This window comes from Terasakiella pusilla DSM 6293, from assembly GCF_000688235.1.
In the GTDB taxonomy this organism is placed as follows: Bacteria; Pseudomonadota; Alphaproteobacteria; order Rhodospirillales; family Terasakiellaceae; genus Terasakiella; species Terasakiella pusilla.
On record NZ_JHYO01000022.1, the window covers coordinates 14,004 to 34,900 of the forward strand.

Annotated in this window: 15 protein-coding genes; 9 read left to right on the forward strand and 6 right to left on the reverse strand. The window is 49.0% G+C overall.

The window, feature by feature from the left end; genetic code table 11:
• The first annotated feature begins 171 nt into the window (after window positions 1-171).
• The 5 genes from Q397_RS0114390 to Q397_RS0114410 are packed head-to-tail and all read left to right on the forward strand — an operon-like array spanning window position 172 to window position 6,443.
• Window positions 172-1,311 carry a hypothetical protein gene (locus tag Q397_RS0114390; protein ID WP_028880009.1) on the forward strand — a complete coding sequence of 380 codons (1,140 nt, stop codon included), beginning with the start codon at window positions 172-174 and terminating at the stop codon, window positions 1,309-1,311.
• Between the two features lie 28 nt (window positions 1,312-1,339).
• Window positions 1,340-1,606: an acyl carrier protein gene (locus tag Q397_RS22750; protein ID WP_051610070.1), complete on the forward strand. Its 267-nt coding sequence runs from the start codon at window positions 1,340-1,342 to the stop codon at window positions 1,604-1,606.
• 2 nt (window positions 1,607-1,608) lie between these two features.
• Entirely contained in the window at window positions 1,609-2,808 is a 1,200-nt protein-coding gene (locus Q397_RS0114400; RefSeq protein ID WP_038014122.1) for a beta-ketoacyl-[acyl-carrier-protein] synthase family protein, read from the forward strand.
• Between the two features lie 30 nt (window positions 2,809-2,838).
• A complete protein-coding gene (locus tag Q397_RS0114405; protein WP_169738004.1) occupies window positions 2,839-3,651 on the forward strand; it encodes an outer membrane lipoprotein-sorting protein in 813 nt (270 codons plus the stop codon).
• Window positions 3,652-3,707: 56 nt separating this feature from the next.
• A complete protein-coding gene (locus Q397_RS0114410; protein ID WP_028880012.1) occupies window positions 3,708-6,443 on the forward strand; it encodes an MMPL family transporter in 2,736 nt (911 codons plus the stop codon).
• Between the two features lie 300 nt (window positions 6,444-6,743).
• Here Q397_RS0114410 and Q397_RS0114415 read toward each other — a convergent pair whose 3' ends face one another.
• Window positions 6,744-7,214 (reverse strand): Lrp/AsnC family transcriptional regulator, encoded by a 471-nt coding sequence (locus Q397_RS0114415; RefSeq protein ID WP_028880013.1) that lies wholly within the window; start codon window positions 7,212-7,214, stop codon window positions 6,744-6,746.
• 136 nt (window positions 7,215-7,350) lie between these two features.
• On the opposite strand from Q397_RS0114415, the gene Q397_RS0114420 reads away from it, so the two are divergent.
• Window positions 7,351-7,578 (forward strand): hypothetical protein, encoded by a 228-nt coding sequence (locus Q397_RS0114420; protein WP_028880014.1) that lies wholly within the window; start codon window positions 7,351-7,353, stop codon window positions 7,576-7,578.
• Window positions 7,579-7,580: 2 nt separating this feature from the next.
• On the opposite strand, the gene pbpC is transcribed toward Q397_RS0114420, so the two are convergent.
• The 4 genes from pbpC to Q397_RS0114440 form a co-directional block, all read right to left on the reverse strand.
• Entirely contained in the window at window positions 7,581-9,704 is a 2,124-nt protein-coding gene (pbpC, locus tag Q397_RS0114425) for a penicillin-binding protein 1C (protein WP_038014141.1), read from the reverse strand.
• Window positions 9,679-15,348 carry an alpha-2-macroglobulin family protein gene (locus Q397_RS0114430; protein WP_028880016.1) on the reverse strand — a complete coding sequence of 1,890 codons (5,670 nt, stop codon included), beginning with the start codon at window positions 15,346-15,348 and terminating at the stop codon, window positions 9,679-9,681. The genes pbpC and Q397_RS0114430 overlap by 26 nt, the downstream gene beginning before the upstream one ends.
• A 183-nt stretch (window positions 15,349-15,531) precedes the next feature.
• Window positions 15,532-16,215 carry a DUF1295 domain-containing protein gene (locus Q397_RS0114435; protein ID WP_028880017.1) on the reverse strand — a complete coding sequence of 228 codons (684 nt, stop codon included), beginning with the start codon at window positions 16,213-16,215 and terminating at the stop codon, window positions 15,532-15,534.
• Between the two features lie 164 nt (window positions 16,216-16,379).
• Window positions 16,380-17,477 (reverse strand): alkene reductase, encoded by a 1,098-nt coding sequence (locus Q397_RS0114440; RefSeq protein ID WP_028880018.1) that lies wholly within the window; start codon window positions 17,475-17,477, stop codon window positions 16,380-16,382.
• Between the two features lie 114 nt (window positions 17,478-17,591).
• Here Q397_RS0114440 and Q397_RS0114445 point away from each other — a divergent pair, with 114 nt between their 5' ends.
• Together Q397_RS0114445 and Q397_RS0114450 are read left to right on the forward strand one after the other, a co-directional pair.
• Entirely contained in the window at window positions 17,592-18,503 is a 912-nt protein-coding gene (locus Q397_RS0114445) for a LysR family transcriptional regulator (protein WP_028880019.1), read from the forward strand.
• 14 nt (window positions 18,504-18,517) lie between these two features.
• Window positions 18,518-18,730 carry a DUF3955 domain-containing protein gene (locus tag Q397_RS0114450; protein WP_028880020.1) on the forward strand — a complete coding sequence of 71 codons (213 nt, stop codon included), beginning with the start codon at window positions 18,518-18,520 and terminating at the stop codon, window positions 18,728-18,730.
• A 36-nt stretch (window positions 18,731-18,766) separates the two neighbouring features.
• Here Q397_RS0114450 and Q397_RS0114455 read toward each other — a convergent pair whose 3' ends face one another.
• The gene (locus tag Q397_RS0114455) at window positions 18,767-19,771 is read right to left on the reverse strand and encodes a zinc-binding alcohol dehydrogenase family protein (protein ID WP_028880021.1); all 1,005 of its coding nucleotides are present in this window, start codon (window positions 19,769-19,771) and stop codon (window positions 18,767-18,769) included.
• A 226-nt stretch (window positions 19,772-19,997) separates the two neighbouring features.
• Between Q397_RS0114455 and Q397_RS24320 the strand changes: the two genes are divergently transcribed.
• The gene (locus tag Q397_RS24320) at window positions 19,998-20,894 is read left to right on the forward strand and encodes an MliC family protein (RefSeq protein WP_051610075.1); all 897 of its coding nucleotides are present in this window, start codon (window positions 19,998-20,000) and stop codon (window positions 20,892-20,894) included.
• Window positions 20,895-20,897: the final 3 nt, after the last annotated feature.

Below are 20,897 nucleotides of genomic sequence, written 5' to 3' on the forward strand. Positions count from 1 at the left end.
TTGTCAGGCGGATTACTGTTGAAACAAAAATTTAATTGTGGGACTTTACCCGCGTGTTATATTCAACATAAAGTCGTCAGGGGCGATGGTTAGAGTACGCTAACGGTTTTGTCTAATGGATATCAATGATAGAATCGCTTTAAAATAATATCTAATAGGGTGGAAGAACCTTTGAGCGAATTAAAATTAACAGAGGTTCGAACCAAACAAGATCGAAAAGTTTTTGTCAGCGTCCCGAAAACTCTACATGCAGGTAAGCAAAATTGGGTTTTTCCCCTAGATATGGAATCCCTTGAGCGCATAGATTCTGAAAAAAATCCTTTTTTTGAATATGGTGAAGCGGCGTTTTGGGTCGCATGGCGCAACGGTGTGCCGGTTGGTCGGATCAGCGCCCAAATTAATCCACGTCATTTAGACAGATACAATGATGCCACCGGGCATTTTGGTTATTTGGATGGGGTCGATGACGTCAGTGTTTTTCAGGCGTTGCTTAACACAGCCGAAGAATGGCTTCATGAACGAGGCATGAAATGGGCGCGGGGCCCTTTCCAGCTCTCTACAAATGAAGAATGTGGCATGCTTGTGGACGGTTTTGAGCACCCTCCAATGTTAATGATGGGGCATGCAGAACCCTATTATAGCCAACATATAGCGGCGTGTGGTTATGGTAAATGCAAAGATTTACATGCCTTTTATGTAGACACATCCGAGAAACGCCAACCTCAAATAGATCGTTTTTTAAAGAAAACAGAAAACGATACGCATATTCGTGTTCGAAGCGTTGACTTAAAGCGATATGACGAAGAAGTTAAATTGGTTTTTGATATCTTTGCGGATGCTTGGTCCGAAAATTGGGGCTTTATACCGTTCACGGACGCTGAAATGAAACATATTTCTGCAAATATGAAGCTGATCTTGAAGCCTAAACTTGCTTTGATTGTCGAGATTAATGACATTCCAAGCGGAATTTTGATTGGGTTACCCAATGTAAATGAAGCGATTGGCGATTTAAATGGTAAGTTACTTCCCTTTGGATGGTTGAAAATTCTCTGGCGCTTGAAAGTTAAGGGGTTAAAAAGCGGGCGCGTTATTTTGGCGGGTGTTCGAAAAGAACACCACGGCACGGTAAGTGGTTTTACTGCGCTGGCTGCAATGCTGGCAGAAATGAAAGAAAATGCAAACCGCCTCGGTTATAAATTTGGCGAGCTCTCGTGGGTTTTAGAAGACAATAAACCCGTCCAACGCCTGTTGGCACTCGGTCATTATAAACCGTACAAGACGTATAGAATTTTCGAAAAAACAATATCATAGATAAATGAACTGAAGGAGTAGGCAAGGCATGTCAACGTTGGAACAAAGAGTGCTGGAAGCATTTGCAAAAGGTACTGTCAAAGATGTGAATGATTTGACTTTAGAAACAGACTTTCAAAGCATTGGGGTCGATTCAACCGACTTGCTTTGTATGATCTTTGAACTCGAAGATGAGTTTGATTTTGAAATCCCCCAAGATTTTGAAAATAAAACATTTGAAACAATTGGTGATGTCGCTAAAGCGGTTCGCGAACATATCGAAGAAAACAATATTGATATAACGCCGAAAGGATAGAAATGTCTCGTCGTGTTGTAATTACCGGGGCTGGTTATGTCAGCGGTTTGGGGGTTGGCAGAGAGGCTCTTTTTTCGGCTATGCGGGAAGGGCGCAGCGGTGTGCGTTCAATTGTAGGGACCTTCGATGGTATTACAATGACCCATGCCGCACCTGTGAAAGACTTCACGGCGGAAGATCATTTTGATCCTGCCAGGATTAAACAACAATTAGATCCCTTATCACAATATGCTGTTGTGGCTGCGCGAGAGGCTGTTGCAAGTTCTGGACTGGATCTGAGCGATGAAGTGCGAGAGACGACATCCGCTGTATTGGGTTCTAGCATCGGTGGTTTAGACACTGTTGAAGAAAATTTCGTCTTGGGACCCAAGCGTGTTCATCCAATGGCTATTCCGCGTATGATGGCGAGTGCGCCTGCCAGTCAAGTCGCCATGGAATTTGGTCTTCATGGCCCCTCTTTTGCGACGTCTAGTGCTTGTTCTTCATCCGCGCATGCCATTGCGCAAGCGGTTCTTTTCATTCGTGCGGGGTTAGCGGAACGTGCGGTGACGGGGGGAACTGAATCCACCCATGTGCGTAGTTCTTATCGTTCATGGGATGCTTTGCGTGTGGTTTCGCGAGATGCCTGTCGCCCTTTCTGTAAAAGCCGAAGCGGCATTGTCCTTGGTGAAGGGGCGGGTGTTTACGTTTTGGAAGAGTATGAGGCAGCAAAAGCACGTGGGGCAAATATTCTTGCTGAAATCATTGGTATCGGCATGACATCTGACGGGTCGGATATTCTCGCACCAAACCAGAGATGGGTAGAAAAAGCGATTGAACGGTGCTTGAAGGATGCTCAACTTAATCCGCAAGATGTGCATTACATTAATGCCCACGGCACAGGGACAAAGTTGAATGATGTTTGCGAAACCGAGGCGATCAAAAAAGTTTTTAATGGGCAGACGAAACAATTAGCCGTTTCTTCGACAAAACCCATTCATGGGCATACGCTAGGGGCTGCCGCAGGTATCGAAATCTCGAGTATTTTGCTGGCGATGAATGAAGGCGTCATTGCGCCAACTTTAAATTATAACGAGCAAGATCCTGAATGTGATTTGGACTATGTCACGAACACGCCACGAAACGGAAAAGTCGATGTTGCTTTATGTAACTCTTTTGCCTTTGGCGGGCTGAATGCCGTTTTGGCTTTTAAAAAAGTATAAACTCATACAGAGGGAAATGAAGAAATGATTATGAAATTAGTTAAATTGGCTTCGTTAAGTGTGCTGCTGTATGGCGTTGGGCTGAACGGGATTTCTTATGCAGAAGACCTGACGGGACGCGAAATCATGACGACTGTGTCAGAACGTCATAAACGCCCGTATGAATATAGTGTGGAAGAGATGCGTTTAGTTGATGCAAGTGGAAATGAAGAAGTGCGTACTTTGCGTCGTTTTGCCGCAGAGCTGGAAGATGGATTGTCAAAGTACCTTTTGACTTTTGATAGTCCCGCAGGGGTCAAAGGTGTTGCCATGTTGACGTGGGAACGAAATGACGGTGATGACGACCAATGGACCTTCTTACCTGCAACTAAGTCATTAAAACGCATTGTCGGTGGGGGCAAGCGCAACTATTTTCTGGGAACGGATTTTGCCAACGAAGATTTAGTCGCTGAAAACCTTGATCGTTTTCGGTACGAACGCCAAGCAGACCAAACAATAGATAATGTTGATTATTATGTGATTTGGGCCTTTCCTGAGGCACAAGCGACCAAAGAAAGTACCGGATACACTTACCGCGAAATATATATTCGCAAAGATAATTTCTTTCAAGATATTGTAAAATTCTTCGAACGCCGCTCAAAAAAACACATCAAAACCCTCACGGTTACCAAGTCTAGCCCGATTGATGGTGAGGGATGGCGTACAGATGAATCCGTGATGGTAAACTTTAAAGAAGACCACAAAACAATTAGCAAGATTATGGAACGCAGTTTCAAGCAAGAAGACGTTCCAGAAGAAATATTCAAACATCGCTACATCACAAAAAGAAAACACATGAAGTAAATTTGTGGACTGGGTATTCAACTGGGTAAACTGAGTCTCTGTAGGGTCTGAACTATATGTTAAATAAGATTATAAGTTTCGGTGCTAATCATCGCATTTTTGCGTTTGTTGGTCTTATTTTGGCCACCGTCTTATTTGGAAGTGGTGTGGTTCATCTAAAGATGGATGCTGGATATAATTCCCTCATTGATCCGACATCACCAAGCAAACAAGCTTATGATCAATCGGTCGAGCTTTTTGGTTCCGACTATATGACCTTAATCTATCTCCGTGATACTGACTTGTTCACCTCGGAGAAGTTGGCACGTATTGAAGAACTCACTTACACCATTCAAGATTTAGATTTTGTTGAACGCGTAGATAGTCTCTTTACCGCGGCCAATATGCGCAATGTTGATGGTGACCTTGATTCTTCCCCCCTTATGGACACAACGCCACAAACGCAGGAAGAAATCGACCTCGCTTTTGATAATGCACTAAAGAACCCCTTTGTTATCAATAACTTCCTAAGTAAAGACCATAAAGCTGCGGTTATAAACGTTATTATTAAACCGAGATGGGGCGATGATGGTCTTCCGCGATTGGCCTATGAAACCATAGAAGACTTAATCACACCTCTGAATGCTGAATTTGATGAAGTTTTCCAAATTGGCCCGCCGCGCATTATCACTGGTACAAAGCGTGGGATGGGGGAAGATATGCTTCGGCTTACCCCTATTGCGGCTGCCATTCTCATTTTGTTCACGATCGTTTTTTTACGAACACCAAGTGCGCCCATTCTTCCCCTCATGACGTCTGGTTTGAGCATGGTTTGGACCTTTGGTGTTATGGGCTGGTTGGGCATACCGGTGAATATGTTGAGTGCAGGGTTACCTGCTCTTTTGATCGCAGTTGGATCAACAGAAGATACGCATATGTTATCTGGCTACTTGCAGGGGGTCGCTGTAAAAAGTGATAATGTCCGCAAGAATGCAGTGAAATTTATGTTAAAGAAAGTCGGGTTTCCCACTTTATTAACAGCAGGGACAACCGCATTAGGGTTTGGCTCGAGTGCGTTTAGCGACATTAAGTTACTGTCTGATTTTGGCTATGCCACGGCCATGGGGATGGTGCTGAATATGATCGTGACCTTGTTGGTCGTCCCCTTATACTTGTCGCTCTTTGGCCCTCAAAAAACAAAACTGGTATCGGATGGTTCTGAACTTGATGGCTTTTTCGGAAAGGTTGACCGGCTTTTCAGTTATTTGACTGAGAACCATGGTAAGGTCATTGTGGCACTAAGTATTGTGGTCAGCCTCGTTTGTGGGGGGATTGCCCTTACCTTAAAACCCCAGAATGACCCGATCAGCTTTCTCCATCCTGATAACCCTATCGTTAAAGCAACGCAGGTCATGCACCGGGATGTTTCGGGCTTGCAATCGTTTAGCATCGTCTTGGACGGCGGGGAAAGAGGAGCCTTTAAACAGCCCCAAAACTTAAAGGTCCTGCAAGAAATACAACAGTTTCTGGATGGTGCAGGTGATTATGATAAGACCTTATCTCTTGCTGATCATGTGTCATATGTGCACCGTGAATGGTCGCCCAATGGAGAAGGCCGCTATGAAATTCCAGATTCAGCGGCGCTCATAGAACAGTACCTGCTTTTCTTTAATCGTGGTGATGTCAAAAACTTTGTTACGTCTGATTTTCGAAAAGCAAATATTATCGTTCGACATAATTTGCTGAAATCGACTGAAATTTTAGACCGTCTGGAAATCTTGAAGACTGAAATTGATCGTATTACTGATAAGCGCCTGACCTATGAGATTACCAGTCAGAATTTATTGATTCACTCGGCATCGCTGACCTTAATTAAAGGGCAGATCTATTCTTTTGGCTTCGTCGTCCTTGTGATCTTAGCGTTGATTACTCTGATGTACACCTCTCTGCCGTTGGGGGTTGTGTCGTTGATCCCCAATGTTTTGCCGGCTTTAGTGACTTTTGCTGCTATGGCCGTGTTTGACTTTACCCTAAATGCAGGGACTATTTTGGTGGCGGTTGTGGCCTTAGGTATTGCCGTTGATGATACAATTCACCTGCTCACCAGCTATTCTACTCATAGTAAAAATGAACTCGATACATGGAAAGCCACACGGTTGGCTGTGCGATCACAAATCATTGGTGTGGTTGCGACGTCTATTTCACTGACTGCGACGTTTATGATTTTCATGGGGTCGAATTTTAGTGTGATTTCAGAATTTGGGACACTTTGTGCGATTGCACTCTTTACGGCGATGATTTCTGATCTCGTGATCACGCCCGTTTTTCTGCGCAATGTTCATCTGGTGGGGATATGGGATATCTTGGCATTGGATATCGGCATTGATGCCCTTATGTCCAGTCCTCTCTTTAAGGGAATGAGTAAATTTCAAATCCGTAAAGTTATTCTTCTGTGTGACTTACGCGATTACAAAAAAGGTCAAACCATTATTCGTCAGGATAATATGGATCAGGAAATGTATGTCTTGGTGTCTGGTTCGGCGTACGTGCAACATGAACATATGAACAAAGCACGCACTTTAGCAAAGCTCGCGCCAGGGGATGTTTTTGGGGAAGCTGGTTTTTCCGGTGATATCATGCGTACGGCTTCAGTGATTGCCGACGATGATATAAAGGTTGTTGCTTTAAATAAAGAGCAGGTCCAAAAAGCCCTTCGTTTGTATCCGACAATTGCGACAAAATTATATCGCAATATATCAGAAATCCTTGGAATGCGCTTGCGCGCGACTCTTAAGATGGACCGCCTTCAGTAGGCGGTAGTCGTATAATCCCAGAAATGCCACGTCTGTTTGACGGGCTTAGGCTTCTCTAGCAGGCAGGTTTTGTCTCATAAACCTATTGGGTGTGTCTCCTGAGGTAATTATGTTGACTACAGGAGGATGTAATAAGTTGCAAACGCACCCCCGAGTTTAAGAAGACGAAGCCTCAGGACCCGGCGATGATGTGCAAAAGGAAGTTGGCCCGTCTTCGTCGCGAGGTTCCAGTTTGTGTAGCAGCAGTGGGAGAACCCAGTATTGCGGGGCTTTTCTTTGCGATGAGCGTTTCTCAAAGGGTTAAGCAGTTGGCGTGATCGAGTGGGATTTTTTGAGGCAGCGCAAAGTGAAACTGGAGCGGGAATGGCGGATGCCGGGGATTTTGTAGAGTTTTTCGCGCAAAAATTCTTCATATCCCTTGGTGCCTTTCACGGCGACCTTGATCTGATAATCATATTCCCCCGTGGTGAGATAGACTTCTAACACCTCTGGGATGTTGATCATGGCGCGACCAAATTCTTCCAGTATTTTTTCGTCATGGCGCTCTAATGTAACCTCGATAATGACAAGTTCAGTGATGCCCAGTTTTTCAGAATTCAGCAGGGCAATATAGCCTTCGATATAGCCTTCTTTCTCAAGGCGCTTGACCCGTTGCCAGCAGGGGCTGGTGGACAGGCCGACCCGTTCGGCAAGCTGATTATTGCTGAGGCGTCCATCGCGGGACAATTCTTTGAGAATACGCAGGTCAATGGCATCTAGATTTTTGTCCATTTCATTTTCCTGAAATAAAATTCTGTTAAAGTGGATTTCTGAAAAAGTTTATCCTGCTTTATATGGTATTTTGTCTAACCTTTGAAAGCAAATTTTGTTTAACAATCCCTATACTCTGGCACCTATGGAGGATTAAATGAACTGCTTAAACTTTAATACGAATACCCCCCTTGAACATATCCCGCGGGTGTTGGATTTGCTCCGCGTGATGAGCTTTGATCTGGATGATCTGCAGGTTGGATCGCGCGACAATGGTGTGTTTTGCGTGATGGTTACCTGTCGCGCTTTGCAAAAAGAAGGGTTGGAGACGTTGCGTCGCCGTATTCAAAATATTCCGGGTATTCATAAGTTGCATTGCATTTAATATTAGCGAACGGTGAAGCGCACCTCATCCATTTGTTCCCCGGAAGCGGTGGTAAGGCTGAGGGTATAGTGACCAGGGGCAGGGGACCAGTAAAACGGCTGGTTGGTCTGCCCCATTTTGGTTTTGTTGAGCTGCCAGATAAAGTCGCTGTCGCCTAGGCCACTCGCCTGAAAATGGATTTTCTGCAAGGAGGCGGGAATATCAGGATCAACACTGAGAAGTGTGTCGTTCGTGGGGTAAATGATTTTGGCTCGCTGTTTTAAGACGGTACTGACTTGGCCTTGTTGGGTGCCGTCGAGGAAAAACTCCTCAACTGCTCGACCGGAAGGGTGATGGCTCACGGTTTGAGTGACGACATCGGGCGACGGGGAGGGCGGCACACTCTGTTGATCACGATGCAGATAATCCATGATGGTCCGCCAAATCGGGGCAGCACCGGATACGCCACTGACATTCCACATGGGTTGCCCTGAAAAATTGCCTGCCCAAACGCCAACGGTATAGTCACTGGAATATCCAATGGTCCAGTTGTCGCGCATGTCTTTGCTGGTTCCGGTTTTAACGGCGCTGAAATAAGGGGTGTTGAGTGGGGAGCTTAACCCGAACCCCAAAGCGCGGGCCAGTCGGTCTGACAAAATGGAGGTGATGATGTAGCTTGCGCCTTCGCTTTGGACATGGGCCGAGTTTGTTTTGTCGTCGACCTTGAAGGTCAGGGGGGAGGTTCTCCCGCCATTTGCCAAGGTGCGATAGGCGTTTGTGAGCTCCCAGAGGGTGACATCGGCACTGCCAAGCGCGAGGGAGGCACCATAAAATTCCGGTGCCATCAGGTTTTTGAAACCAAGGGTGTTGAGGCGTTTGACGACCTCATTTGTTCCGACCGTAAGGATCGCGCGCACAGCAGGTGTATTGAGGGACGAGGCCAAGGCTTCGCGCACCGTTACGGGACCATGAAATGTGGAATCGTAATTTCGGGGGCGATAGACACCCCCTGCGCTAATCGGGATTTCAATGGCGCCATCTTCCAGTAAGGTTGGGGCTGTCAGATACCTTCGCTCAATAGCAAGTCCATAGACAAAAGGTTTTAGGGTGGAGCCTGCTTGCCTGCGCGCTTGGACTCCATCGACATATTGTGCATCGGATAAGCTGCCGCTGCTGCCGACATAGGCCAAGATCTCGCCTAATTTATTGTCAACTACAAGGACGGCTGCGTCTTGCAGGTTTTGGTCCGTCAGTCCAGCGACTTGCCCGCGCACAGTTTCATTCACGAAGTGTTGTAGGGGGCCGTCCAGTGTCGAATGGATGGTTTCTGATGATGTGTTGGGATCATGCAGACGTTGAAAGGCGTGATAGGCGGCACGGGCAAGGGGCGGGAACTGATAAGGTGGGGTTAGGGCGCTTGTGATCAGGTCTTTTAAGCCTTCACAATCATCTACCAGCAACAGGCAGGCGCGCTTTTCCACCCGTGCTTTGTTGGCATTGGGGCCGCGGATGAGGGCTGCAAGGATTGCAGATTCCGGCGTGTTCAGACCAGACGGGGCTTTGGCGAACAGAGCTTTACTCGCCGCCGCGATACCTTTTAACTCGCTGCGATAGGTAATGAGATTGAGATAACTTTCCAGAATTTCCCGTTTGGTCCATGTCTGTTCCAAGTCCCAAGCCATACGCATTTGTCGCCATTTCTGTAAGATACTTCTCCCGCTTGAGCGGGGCGCAAGGCTGGGGGCGAGAAAGCCTGTAAGCTGCATCGTAATGGTGCTGGCCCCGCGTGGGCGATCAAGGGTGAGTAGCGCGCTTGCCGCTTTTGCGATCGCCAGAAAATCCACGCCCTCATGATCAAAAAAACGCTGATCTTCGGCCCGTAGAACTTTATCTATGAGGGCAGGGGAAATGTCGCTTAAGGGTGTCCAGCGCAGTCGTCGGCCGCTAAAATCGGAACGGCTGACATGCAGCACCTCACCATGGCGATCCAGCAACGTACTTTCCGAGCTTTTATGGCTGTCGCGGATATCGTCAAAGCTGGGGACTTCCGGTATCGCGAGGGTGAAACCCGTAATGCCGAGGGCGAGGATGAAGATCACCCCCGCCCAAAGGATCGCCTGCTTAGGGGTGGACAACAAGTGTCGCATTGGGCAGGGCTCCAAACATTTCCGGCTTATAAAGGGCTTCAACACGGGTGGCCGGGAGCTGGAAAGTCCCCGCCGTGTTTAAGCGATAGGTATAGTCAATCGACCACTCCCCTTGTCCCGCGTAGGAGTAATAGGCGCGCAGGGCGTCGAATGCTTGTTCTTTATAAGAAAGTTCGGCGTTGCCAGAGCTGCGCTCATCCGCTTGGGCCAAGGCAGAATCCCCGCCCAGTCCACGTCCCATGATGGTCGCCCCGGCCGGGACGGGATCGTTAATAACAACCCACGTCATTGGGGCGGGGGAGGTGACGCTCAGGCGCACGCGAATTTCATCCCCGACACTCCATTGATCCGGTGTACGACGGGTGATGGCGCTTACGGTTTTATCGATCTGGAAGCCTGCGTTAAAGGCCTCGCTAAACGGTAAGGCCGCTCGGCTCAGAACAGACGCCCAAGGGGCGCCGGTGCCCTTATGGTCGACAGTCAGGTGTTGTTCTTTACCGGTTGTCGCCCATGGTAAGTCACTGTTGTAGGTGTTTTTATCCGCTTGCCAAACGACTTTTTCTTGGGTGGTGTCAAGCTTGATTTCGGTGGTGCCTGTCACAACCTCGGTTTCATAGACATTGGCAAACTTGCGCAGGGCCAAAGCCCCCAAGGCGTTGGCGGTGGTTTGTTGCCAATGGCCTTTTTCTTGTCGTGCCAGTGCCCCTTCGATGAAGCGGGCGTGATCTTCGGGCCAGAGCTTAAACTCAAGGGCAATGGATACCAGACGGTTGGCGTTGACGTTGCCGCCGACCATAAACCACCACATGTTATCTTCGGTTCCTGTGGCAAAGCGCATGATGCGTCCATCAAAGCGGATGCGCGAGCGTAACAGGTTAACGGCTTGGTCGCGTAGGTTTGTACCGTCTTTTATGCCTTCCACACGATGGAGAATGGAAACCCAGTCAATCAAGGCGGATGTGGGCAGGTTTTTAGGGATGATATCCAGGCTTTGCAGCATCTTGGGTGTTGCCACGTTATATCGGCTAAGCGCTTCCAGTGCTTGCAGCTTGATGATGTTGCGATATTCGTCCACAAATCGGCCGGTATGGTTTAAACGACCTGTGACATAGGACTTCAACGCGCTGATGATCTTGTCTTTCGGCTCAGCAGGTATCTGCCAGCCCCGTTCCTGTGCTGTCGCCAGAACATAGGCGCTTAGGGTGATGTTGCCACGCCGCATAGTGGGGAAGTATTTGACCAGCCCCTGTTGGTCCTGATAGCTGTCCAGACGGGACATGTGCTGATCCCACGCTGTTTCATCATCCAACGTGAGAGCTTTAGAGGTTGTCTGTTCAAAACAGCTATAAGGGTAGTCTTTCATATAGGCGATGACGCCCCCTAATCCGGCGTCAACCAGACTGTTGCTGAGTTCGACACGCAGGCCACCGCGCCCTTCAACGGCGCCTTCGGGTCTTTTTGCGCTGAGGGTCAAGGGCTGGTTAAGCTGGCTGAGGGTCGCTTGCAACGTGCGCACCGGATGGGCCGGGATCACCTTTTGGTCAAAGCGCAACAGGTCCATTGTTTTATCACCGGCGGTAACTTTCACTTCATAGCCGAGGTGCGACAAATTGTGCGGGATCTTCAGATCCCAATTGACGATTTTCGTTTCTCCCGCTGGCAAGATCAGGTTTTGTACCGGCAATGTGAGATTTAGTCCTTCAACCTTTATCGCGACATTCAGGTCCATCGCTTCCTTTGTGGTGTTGCGAAGCGTCACAGGGGTATCGATTTGGTCGCCTTCACGCACCAAGGGGGCAATGCCGGGGAAGACCATTAGGTTTTGCGTTGTGGTGATGCTGGTTTCGCCTGTGCCGAACTGATCTGGCCCGGCTGACGCAATCGCGACAATCTTGAACTTGGTCAGGGAGTCATTGAGCGGGACATCGATAACGGCTTGTCCATTCTCATCCAGTTCGACAACGCCGCGCCAGAGCAACAACGTGTCAAAAATTTCCCGTGCGGATGACATGCCGCCACCGCCGCCTTCACTCACGGCCTTCTGCCCATAGTGGCGTTTGCCGACAACTTGCATTTGGGCGGTCGAGGTCTCGGTTTCATTTCCGCGCAGGCCCATCATACCGCGCAGCAGGTCCCAGCTTTTGTTGGCTTTCAATTCCAGAAGACCGGCATCTACGGCGACGATGGCCAGCTCCGCCTGTTGAGGCAACGGCTTGCCATTTAGCGGGGTCACTTGAACGGTGACTTTGGCTGTATCGCGGACTTCATAGACTGGTTTATCGGTTTCGACTTTCACATCCAGTCGGTGACGTTGCCAGCCGACCTCGATCTCCGTCATCCCCATTTTAAAGGAGGGACGACCCAGATCAACCATCGCCGTGGGTTTGATATCCCCCGCACGACCGCGCACCGCAAGAACGCTTAAATAGGCGTTGGGTGCGTAATTCCCCGCGATTGGCACATTGACCACAGGGGCCGTGCCGTCGAGTTTTTGCACAAAATAATCAAGCACGCCTTCACGCTCTACCGTTACTAGGGCTTGCGCAGTTTTAAAAGGCATACGGACTTGGACGTTGGCTGTTTCGCCGGGTTCGAACGTACGTTTTTCAGTGAGGATATCCATTTGGTCACTGTCTGCGACATTAAACCACCAGCGATCCTCACCGGGTACCCATGTGCTGGCGTGACTTGTCACGTCAACGCCCTGATCGTCTGTTATTTTGGCAACACCGTAGATGTTGCCGGACTCTTCCGTCTTGCCTTTACAGTCAAAACGCCCGTTTTCATCCGTGACGCCGGTGCAGAACTGACCGAGTGGCGTCAACTTGACTTCATGTTCATAGCCATAGACGCCACCCGCGAGTTTTTTGCGGTGGGAAATATACTCTTGCTTGACCAGATCAAGGCTCACAGGGTGTTTGGCAATCGGTTTGCCGTCCAGATCAAGGACCAGTGTTGAAAAATTCAGGGCATCGCCTTTGGTGATCCAGTCACCGGCTTTGACGCCAACATTCAGGTTAGATGGATGAATGGTCTGGCGGTGAATGACGGTGCGGATATTACCGTTCGGATCGCGGTAACTCATTTCCGATGTGACGTTGAGGGCGTGTGTTGAGGCGGGGATATCGGCAATGAGATGTTCCGCCATGCCTTTATCATCCAGCTTCAGTGCTGTTTGGCCCAAGGTCCGGCGCAAGGCCTCCCACGGCTGCAAGCTGGGGGCGCCTTGGTTAAATCTATAGGACGGGTGATCTTTGGGCGTGAAGGCCGCATGGATCTCTTTAAATTCCGTACGAAGCTGGACGGGCAGGTCTTTAACGCCGCCGCCTGCCAGATATTGCACGGACAGGTCAAGGGGCAAGGTGGTCGTGCGCACCTGATGGCTGTTCGGTCCTTTGACAATACCTTTGGTCAGCGGGATCTTAAATTCCTGCACATCAAAAGTGCCGGACAGCAGCGATTGATAATCATCGCTTTTGGCGTCTTTTTTAAGATAGATATTATAGGTGCCGAGCTTGGCTGTTTTGGGAATATCCCACGTCGTGAGGGCCGCGCCGGCGGCTGACCAGTTCAGCGGGAAACGAACGCGTTTGTCTGAGCCTGTATGAACAATTTCCAGAACTTTCCAGTCGTCCATCTTTTCTGGCAAGGCAAATCCATCGCCTTGATGACGGCGCAGAAAGTGCTTCATGGAAAGGGTTTCACCGGCCCGCAGGAGGCTGCGATCCAAGACAGTGTGACCGATAATAGGTGTTTGTCGGTTATCGGCGCTATGATAGGTCCCCGCAAAACGCCATGTGGAAATCCCGTCCTTCCAGGAGGAATGAACGAAACTCATATCACCGGCTTTTTCTGCAAAGACAAATAGACCTTTACTATAATCGCCCCAACCGCTACCGCACTTGCTTTCTTTCAGGGCGTCAGTCGTGAGGACCGCCCCGTCTTTATTGGTGGTGCCTTGCCAAAGCGTCTTGCCGTTACATCCAACGACGCTCACTGTCGCACCTTCAACAGGGGTCGCATCATTTAGCTGTGTCACCCAGAACAGGGCGTTTTCGCGCCCTCTCTTCATATGAACACTCATATTGGTCACAAGCGCCCCTGTTGCCACATACATATATTCGGGCTGTTGTTTATCGGTATGGAGCAGTTCTGCCGCAAGGTTTTTGCTTGCGACTTCAACCACATAAAAGCCCGGTTCTTCCAGCGGAATGCCGATGACTTCAGTACGGTTCTTGCCTTTGGGGTGCGGGATAGTCAGGGTTTTTTTGGCTGGGGTAGGTGCTGAATTTTCCTTGAACACACTCATATGGTGATCTTCGTAATCGTCGGTCGAGCGCATATAGGCGATGATCTGTTCACGTACCTGTGCGTTTTCTTCTGATTGATCGGGGGCAAGGCGCAAGGTGGTGCCGGTCAGACCTTTAATCATATCCTGTAAACGATGGGCAATGCCGGGCTGCGGCGTTGGGGTTTCTGCGGCCTGTATTTTCAGGTCCGGTTCTAGGTTTCGTACAGTAATGGGCAGGATGGGGCTGTCTTTAAGTTCCAGAATACCGAAACGGCCACTGAATTTTGCCAGCGGCGGATAGTCACCTGTTGAAATTTCAAGGGCGCTGGTGTCGGTTTCCAGTTTGCTGCCGTCGCTGCTGCGCAAATCTTGCGGGATATCGACTTTAAAGGTGGTGTTCGGCTCGAAAGGGGGGCGGAACAAGGTATGGCGCGTTACACCGGACACACCGGCGTCGGGTGTGCGCGGTTTGCCTTTACCATCACTCAAAGTGATTTCATGGGTTTTGCTTGCCTCGACATAGGAACTAAAGAAAAGACGAATATCTCCCAAGGGATCACAGCCTTGTGTTTCATCCTTGCGACGACAGCGCAGGCTGACAGTGAAAGGTGGACGGACGGTAAAGTTGAAGACTTGATCTTTCGCCGCATCGGATTTTAGGCCGGACGCGGTTTGAATATCTTTGCCCCAGACCAGACTGACCTTTTTACCGGCAGGGAAGGCGAGCTTGGCTTTGAGGCCGATCTTTGGCTTGTCTGTCAGGTTGTCGAAAAAATACATGTTGTTGACGACGCGCTTCACCTCTTCAGGTGCTAAAAATGTCGCATCCACGCGGCTGGCGATACCTTCGACTTCAAAGTATGCGTGTTTCAGAACGGATGCCCGATCCACAGGGGCATTGAGGGCGAGGATAAAGACCTGATCTTTGTCAATTTCTTTAAAGCCGGATCGGGGCCAACTGGTGAGAACATTAGGGCCACCGGTTGTGAAGCTGTATTTTGATTTTCCGGCAAGTTTTTTTCCTGCTTTGGAGGTCAGGTCTTTACGGGCCGTAAAGTCACAGCGTAACCCACCGGGAAGAGGTTTTTTAAACTCATAGGCCCAGTTTTTTGAATCCACCCATCTGGGTTGCCCAGCTTGTGTGCAATTGGTTGTGAAGGGCGGTTTGCGATCCCGCGGATCACCAAAAGCCACGACGTCCTCACTAAACCGGATATGAACCTGTTGAGCATTGCGCACATCCCCTTGTGGGGCAAAGGAAGTTACTTTAAACGTTTCAGCAGCCTTGAGTGGCGCTTGGAACGCTAAGGTTGTTGCAAGCGTTAACGTACAAAACAGAATCCGCTTTAACATGGAGTGTCCTTTTGCAATCAGGGGATGGGGGAGGATTGAGTGCCTATAGTGCACCTTATCTTTCCTCATTTTAGAGATGCTGTAAACCTAAAAGCAGGCAAAGTTTTTGCCGTCATAGTTTATGGCGTATGCCTTGTTTTTTACTGACTTGGAAACCCCGCTTTTGTTGATGCCGCGTGAAGGCTAATAAAGGTAGGGGATAAACTTCGCCGTCTTTTTCGAGTAGCTATCGAATTGTGCCCCGTAATGGTCTTTCAAATAGTCGTCAAGGGCAGGGATATGGTAAAAAATAAACAGCGCCGTAATGAGAAGAGGGATGAAAAAGGCAAAAACGCAAGCGGCAAGCATTGCCCAACCGGTAAAGAGGATGCTGTCTCCCAAATAATTGATATGCATGGATTTAGAAAATAAGCCGCGTGTATAAAGACGTCCTTTGTTGCGAGGATCTTTCTTCCAGATATGTCTTTGTAGTTCGGAGCCTGTATTTAGAAAAGAGCCGACCAATATTAAATCAATGGCAAATAAATCCATTGCGTCAAGCGGTGATGGTTCTGAGGAAAAGAGGCCGCTGCCAAGGAGCAGAAAACCGATCTCGAAGAACGCCATAAATAAGCTTAAGCCAATACCTTCTGAAAGGGCGACTTTACGTTTTAATAAAACAAACAACGTCACCATGTGGCGGGCACCATATAGGGCGGCGCATAAGGCCAATATCTGGGTGCGCTGTGGATTGGGCCATTGGTAAAATGATCCAAAAGCCAGAATGAGACAAGTCGCTACGGATAAGGCGTGTAGAAAGGCAAAGATCGCTTTTTCTTTGAGGGAAGAGGCATGGGTGCGAAAGACACCGCCATAGCTTTTCTGCATTTTGCGACCTGCACTGTATTTGTAGGAAAAAGAGGTTTAAAGCCGAATATTACTCTTTTTTGTTTGGGATCTTCCAGTCTTAACTATTGTTAAAAAAAGACCCGTTTCCCGATCCGACAACAGGGAGGTGAAGCCGGATGAGAAAACGGGTCAGGAGGGGCTGTTTATTTTTGAAGGGCGGGATAATCCGTATAGCCTTTGTCGTTTCCTCCAAACAATGTGTCCCGGTCAAGTGGGCTTAGGTCCAATTGATGTTGTAAGCGATAAGGCAGGTCCGGGTTGGCGATAAAAGGACGGCCAAAGGCCACAAGGTCAGCAAGCTTGTCGGCAAGAATTTGGTTGCCCCGTTCCTTGGTATATTTGCCTGCAACGATGATTGTACCGCTGTAGACAGCGCGCAAGTCACGACGGAAACGTTCGGGGATGGTCGGCGCATCATCCCAATCGGCTTCAGACAGGTGAATATAGCTGATGCCGAGTTTTTCCAGTTCGACAGCGGCTTTCAGGATTGTGTCGATAATTTCAGGATCATTCATGTTGCGCTGGGTGATGAAGGGGGACAGGCGCACGCCGACGCTATGGGCGCCGATTTCCTCGCAAATCGCTTGAGCGACGTTGAGGAGAAAACGGATGCGGTTTTCTTGGCTGCCACCATATTCATCGCTACGGTGGTTTGATGTTTGTCTGAGGAATTGATCAATCAGATAGCCGTTTGCCCCATGAATTTCGACCCCGTCGAAGCCAGCTTCAATGGCGTTGCGTGCAGCCTGCACATAATCTTGCTCAATTTGTTTAATCTCTTCACGTTCTAGGGCGCGTGGAAGGGGGCTATCGACCATTTCACCCACGCCTGTTTCAGGGTTGACGACCCAGACTTGGGCGTCTGGGGACAGGGCGCTGGGGGCAACCGGTTTACCGTCGTCATGGAAGCTTTCGTGGCTCATGCGGCCCACATGCCACAGTTGGGAAAAGATACGCCCGCCTGCTTCGTGGACCTTTGAGGTGACGGTCTTCCAGCCTTTGATTTGGTCAGCGGTGAAAATCCCCGGCGTGAAGGAATAGCCTTTACCTTGCGGGGAAATTTGCGTGGCTTCAGAAATGATCAGGCCCGTGCTGGCGCGTTGGGCGTAATAGGCGGCCATCATCTCGTTGGGGATGTCACCGGGTTGTGTGGTTCTGGCGCGTGTCATCGGGGCCATGACAATGCGGTTGGGGAGGGTATTGTCCCCAAGTTGATAGGGGGTGAAAAGGGGATCGGTCATCTTCAAATTCCTTGTCATCAGAAAGGGGAATATTTGCTTGACGACAGAATGTCATTTACCGATCATGTAAACAATTAAGTGTTTTTTGAAATTATAATTTGGATTTGCCGAATAATGTTTCTAGAGAATTTGGCCCTTTTTCAACGGATTGTTGAAAAAGGCGGTTTGGCGGCCGCGGGGCGGGAAATGGGATTGTCACCTGCCACGGTGACGGAGCGTTTAAACGCGTTGGAAAGTTATTACGGGGCGACCTTGCTTAAACGAACAACGCGGGCCATCCATGTCACCGAAGAAGGGCGCACACTTCTGGACGGGGCCGCCCGTTTGCTGGCCGAAGCGGAGGAGTTGGAGGCGAGAATAAAAAAGGGCGTGGACCAAATTTCCGGTCCGATCCGTGTCAGTGCGCCTTTTGATTTGGGGCGCAACCGTGTCGCGCCTTTAATTGATCGTTTTTTATGCGTTTATCCCAATGTCACTGTCGATCTTCTGTTGTCAGATCAATATAACGACATGACGGGGGAAGGGATTGATTTTGCCGTTCGCTTTGGCTCTTTGCAAAGCAGTTCGTTAAAAATTAAAAAGATTGGTAGCAACAGCCGTATTCCCTGTGCCACCCCGCAATATATTGAAGAGTTTGGCGCACCCCAGTCACCGGCTGATCTGGAAAAACATAATTGCCTGGTGATGCGATTTGGACAGAACATTGATAACGAATGGCCCTTTAATGTGGACGGTCGTATCATCAAAATTCCGGTAAATGGGAACCGTATGTGTAACGATGGGGAGTTGGTGCGCGAATGGTGTTTGGCGGGATATGGCATCGCCTACAAATCCGATTGGGATATTAAGGAGGATCTGGACGCAGGGCGTCTTATTCCCTTGTTGCAAGACTATCTTGTTGCCCCGTCGCAAATACAGATCATTTATCCGCCATCGCCTGTTATGGCGCGCCGGGTACGGATGTTAATGGATTATATCGCGGACCAAATGCGGGCAGATCAGCCCGCGTTGGATCACCGGGGTTAAAAAAAGGTATGGAAATGACTTTAAAATCATCACGTTTGTTCTGGGGGAGCCTTGTGCTCTTGGGGCTTGCTGGACTTTGTCAGCTGATGGAACGCACATTTTATGGCGGGCTGGATGAAAACGGGGTTTTGCAAGAGAGCTTTTTTCTGCCGCTAAGCGTGATGCTTGGCATCGTGGGCTTGGTGCTTTTGTTGGCAAGTGTGTTTCGCTATATTTTTCGTAAGTGAAAAAGGTAAAGGGGGCTGTGGTGGCCCCCTTTATATTCAATAAAAACCCTTTAAGACGTTTTTGCCAATGACACGTCCGGTTTCTTGCAGTCTGTGTGCTTCGCTCAGTGTATCGACGCTGATGGAACCAAGATTGGCTGTGACGGTTGAAAGCAAGGTTCCGTTATCCAGCATTTCTGAGATGCGGGTCAGGATGTTATGTTGCTGATCGATGTCATCTGTATTGAACATGGATCGGGTAAACATAAACTCCCACGCAAAACGCAGTGCTTTTTGTTTGCCTGCTTTGATATCCAAGGTCACGGGATCATCAATAAATGCAATGGTGCCGCGGGGTTTGATCAAGCTTATAATCGCCTTTAAATGTCCATCCGTACCTGTGAGGGCGGCAACATACTTGGGGGAAAGGTTGAGGCTGGCGATCTGTCCATCCAAAGGTTTGCGGTGATTGATGACGTGATCAGCCCCCATCTTTTTGACCCAATCAATTGTATCGGGGCGCGATGCCGTTGCAATGACTGTGAGTTTCGTCAAGGTTTTTGCCAACTGGATGAGCAGGGAGCCAACGCCGCCTGCGCCGCCAATAACCAGCAAGGATTCCCCTTCGCCGCCATTTTCTGTAACGCCAAGGCTATCAAACAATAGTTCCCATGCCGTCAGGGCGGTCAGGGGGTGGCCTGCGGCTTCGGCAAAATCAAGTGTCTTTGGTTTTTTGCCGACGATCCGTTCATCAACGACATGTACGGCAGAGTTGGTGCCGGGGCGGGTGATGTCACCGGCGTAGAAGACTTCATCGCCAACTTTAAATCGGCTGGTGGCGGTGCCAACTTTGGTGACAATACCGGCAGCGTCATAGCCCAAAACCTTTGGGGTGTCTTCGGGCATGACGTTGGCGCGTAATTTGGTGTCGACGGGGTTCATCGAGACACCGTGGATTTCGACCTCAAGGTCATAAGGACCAAGGGGGGCGGGCTCTTGTTCAAATTCAATAAACTTAGCAGCGGCAACGGTGCCAGCTTTTGCGTATCCAATGGCTTTCATGTTTTGTCCTATCAAGTGAGGGGCGCTTTGGGAAAAGCGGATAGGTACTTTTAACATTTCAGATAAGCTTGATAATTGGTGTATTTTTGAAAAATTAATTCGGAAAATACGAAAGATAAAGACCTGTTCGGGTTTTCTTTCCAGATACAGTTGGAAAACGATCTCTAAGTGCTACATAAGTGAGGTGGTCGTAATCTTTAAAAGTCTTTTTAAATCAAGGGTTAATATGCTTAAGTTCTCTATTCTTAGTGGTTTTATATTATTGTTTTCCGGCTCAGTTTTAGCAGAAGCAAGCGGGCCAGACTTTTTTCAGGTGCGTGAGGGGGAGGTGGCAACCGTCTTCGATCAACCGGATAGCAGATCACACAAGATTGCCAGTCTCTATAGCTGGGATGGTGCGCTGGTGAATAAAGGTTGTCAGGGCGGTGCGTCGTTCGCTGAGTGGCAAAAAATGTCAGCTCAACAACGGGTGAAAGACGCAGCGGAACGCTGGTGTCACATCGAAAACGACGGTTTACAAGGTTGGGTGGCGAATACCAAGTTGCGGGAGAGCGCTGCCGCTACGGCCCCGACTTTTGCTTGTGAGGGGGACCAAATGTCACAAGTGGAAAAGCTGATTTGTAATGATCCTGATTTGATGGCCCGTGACCAAAAAATGGATGCTGTCTTTAAGAAAGCAGTGAGTAGAGCCCAAGCATTGGATGAGGGCGCAAGTCAGGCGGTCAAGACGCTTCAGGCCTATCAGCGGGGCTGGATTAAAGGCCGGAACGAGTGTTGGAAAGCGGCCGATGCCGTGAAAAACTGCGTACAAGATACTTATGACCGGCGAATTGCTCTGTTGGCGGGGCAATGGATGTTAGCGCACCCCTTCGCGGTGTATCACTACGTTTGTGAAGATATTAAAGCCAATAAGTTTCAGGCAACATTTTACGATACCTTCCCCTTGGGGAGTGTCGCAATCGAGTATGGTGATGCCCGGGAAATCTTGGTTGCAACGCCGGCAGCAAGTGGCAGCAAATACACCGGGAATGCCGGTAAAGTTTTTTGGAGTAAAGGTCAGGAAGCAACCTTTATCTGGGATCAAATGAAGCCTGCACAGTCATGTGTGGTTCAGGCGGATTGAGGA

Coding starts and splice junctions, on each gene's coding strand:
- Q397_RS22750 (WP_051610070.1), top strand. CDS start 1,340: ATGTCAACGTTGGAACAAAGAGTGCTGGAAGCATTTGCAAAAGGTACT.
- Q397_RS0114400 (WP_038014122.1), top strand. CDS start 1,609: ATGTCTCGTCGTGTTGTAATTACCGGGGCTGGTTATGTCAGCGGTTTG.
- Q397_RS0114405 (WP_169738004.1), top strand. CDS start 2,839: ATGAAATTAGTTAAATTGGCTTCGTTAAGTGTGCTGCTGTATGGCGTT.
- Q397_RS0114410 (WP_028880012.1), top strand. CDS start 3,708: ATGTTAAATAAGATTATAAGTTTCGGTGCTAATCATCGCATTTTTGCG.
- Q397_RS0114415 (WP_028880013.1), bottom strand. CDS start 7,214: ATGGACAAAAATCTAGATGCCATTGACCTGCGTATTCTCAAAGAATTG.
- Q397_RS0114420 (WP_028880014.1), top strand. CDS start 7,351: ATGAACTGCTTAAACTTTAATACGAATACCCCCCTTGAACATATCCCG.
- pbpC (WP_038014141.1), bottom strand. CDS start 9,704: ATGCGACACTTGTTGTCCACCCCTAAGCAGGCGATCCTTTGGGCGGGG.
- Q397_RS0114430 (WP_028880016.1), bottom strand. CDS start 15,348: ATGTTAAAGCGGATTCTGTTTTGTACGTTAACGCTTGCAACAACCTTA.
- Q397_RS0114435 (WP_028880017.1), bottom strand. CDS start 16,215: ATGCAGAAAAGCTATGGCGGTGTCTTTCGCACCCATGCCTCTTCCCTC.
- Q397_RS0114440 (WP_028880018.1), bottom strand. CDS start 17,477: ATGACCGATCCCCTTTTCACCCCCTATCAACTTGGGGACAATACCCTC.
- Q397_RS0114445 (WP_028880019.1), top strand. CDS start 17,592: ATGTTTCTAGAGAATTTGGCCCTTTTTCAACGGATTGTTGAAAAAGGC.
- Q397_RS0114450 (WP_028880020.1), top strand. CDS start 18,518: ATGACTTTAAAATCATCACGTTTGTTCTGGGGGAGCCTTGTGCTCTTG.
- Q397_RS0114455 (WP_028880021.1), bottom strand. CDS start 19,771: ATGAAAGCCATTGGATACGCAAAAGCTGGCACCGTTGCCGCTGCTAAG.
- Q397_RS24320 (WP_051610075.1), top strand. CDS start 19,998: ATGCTTAAGTTCTCTATTCTTAGTGGTTTTATATTATTGTTTTCCGGC.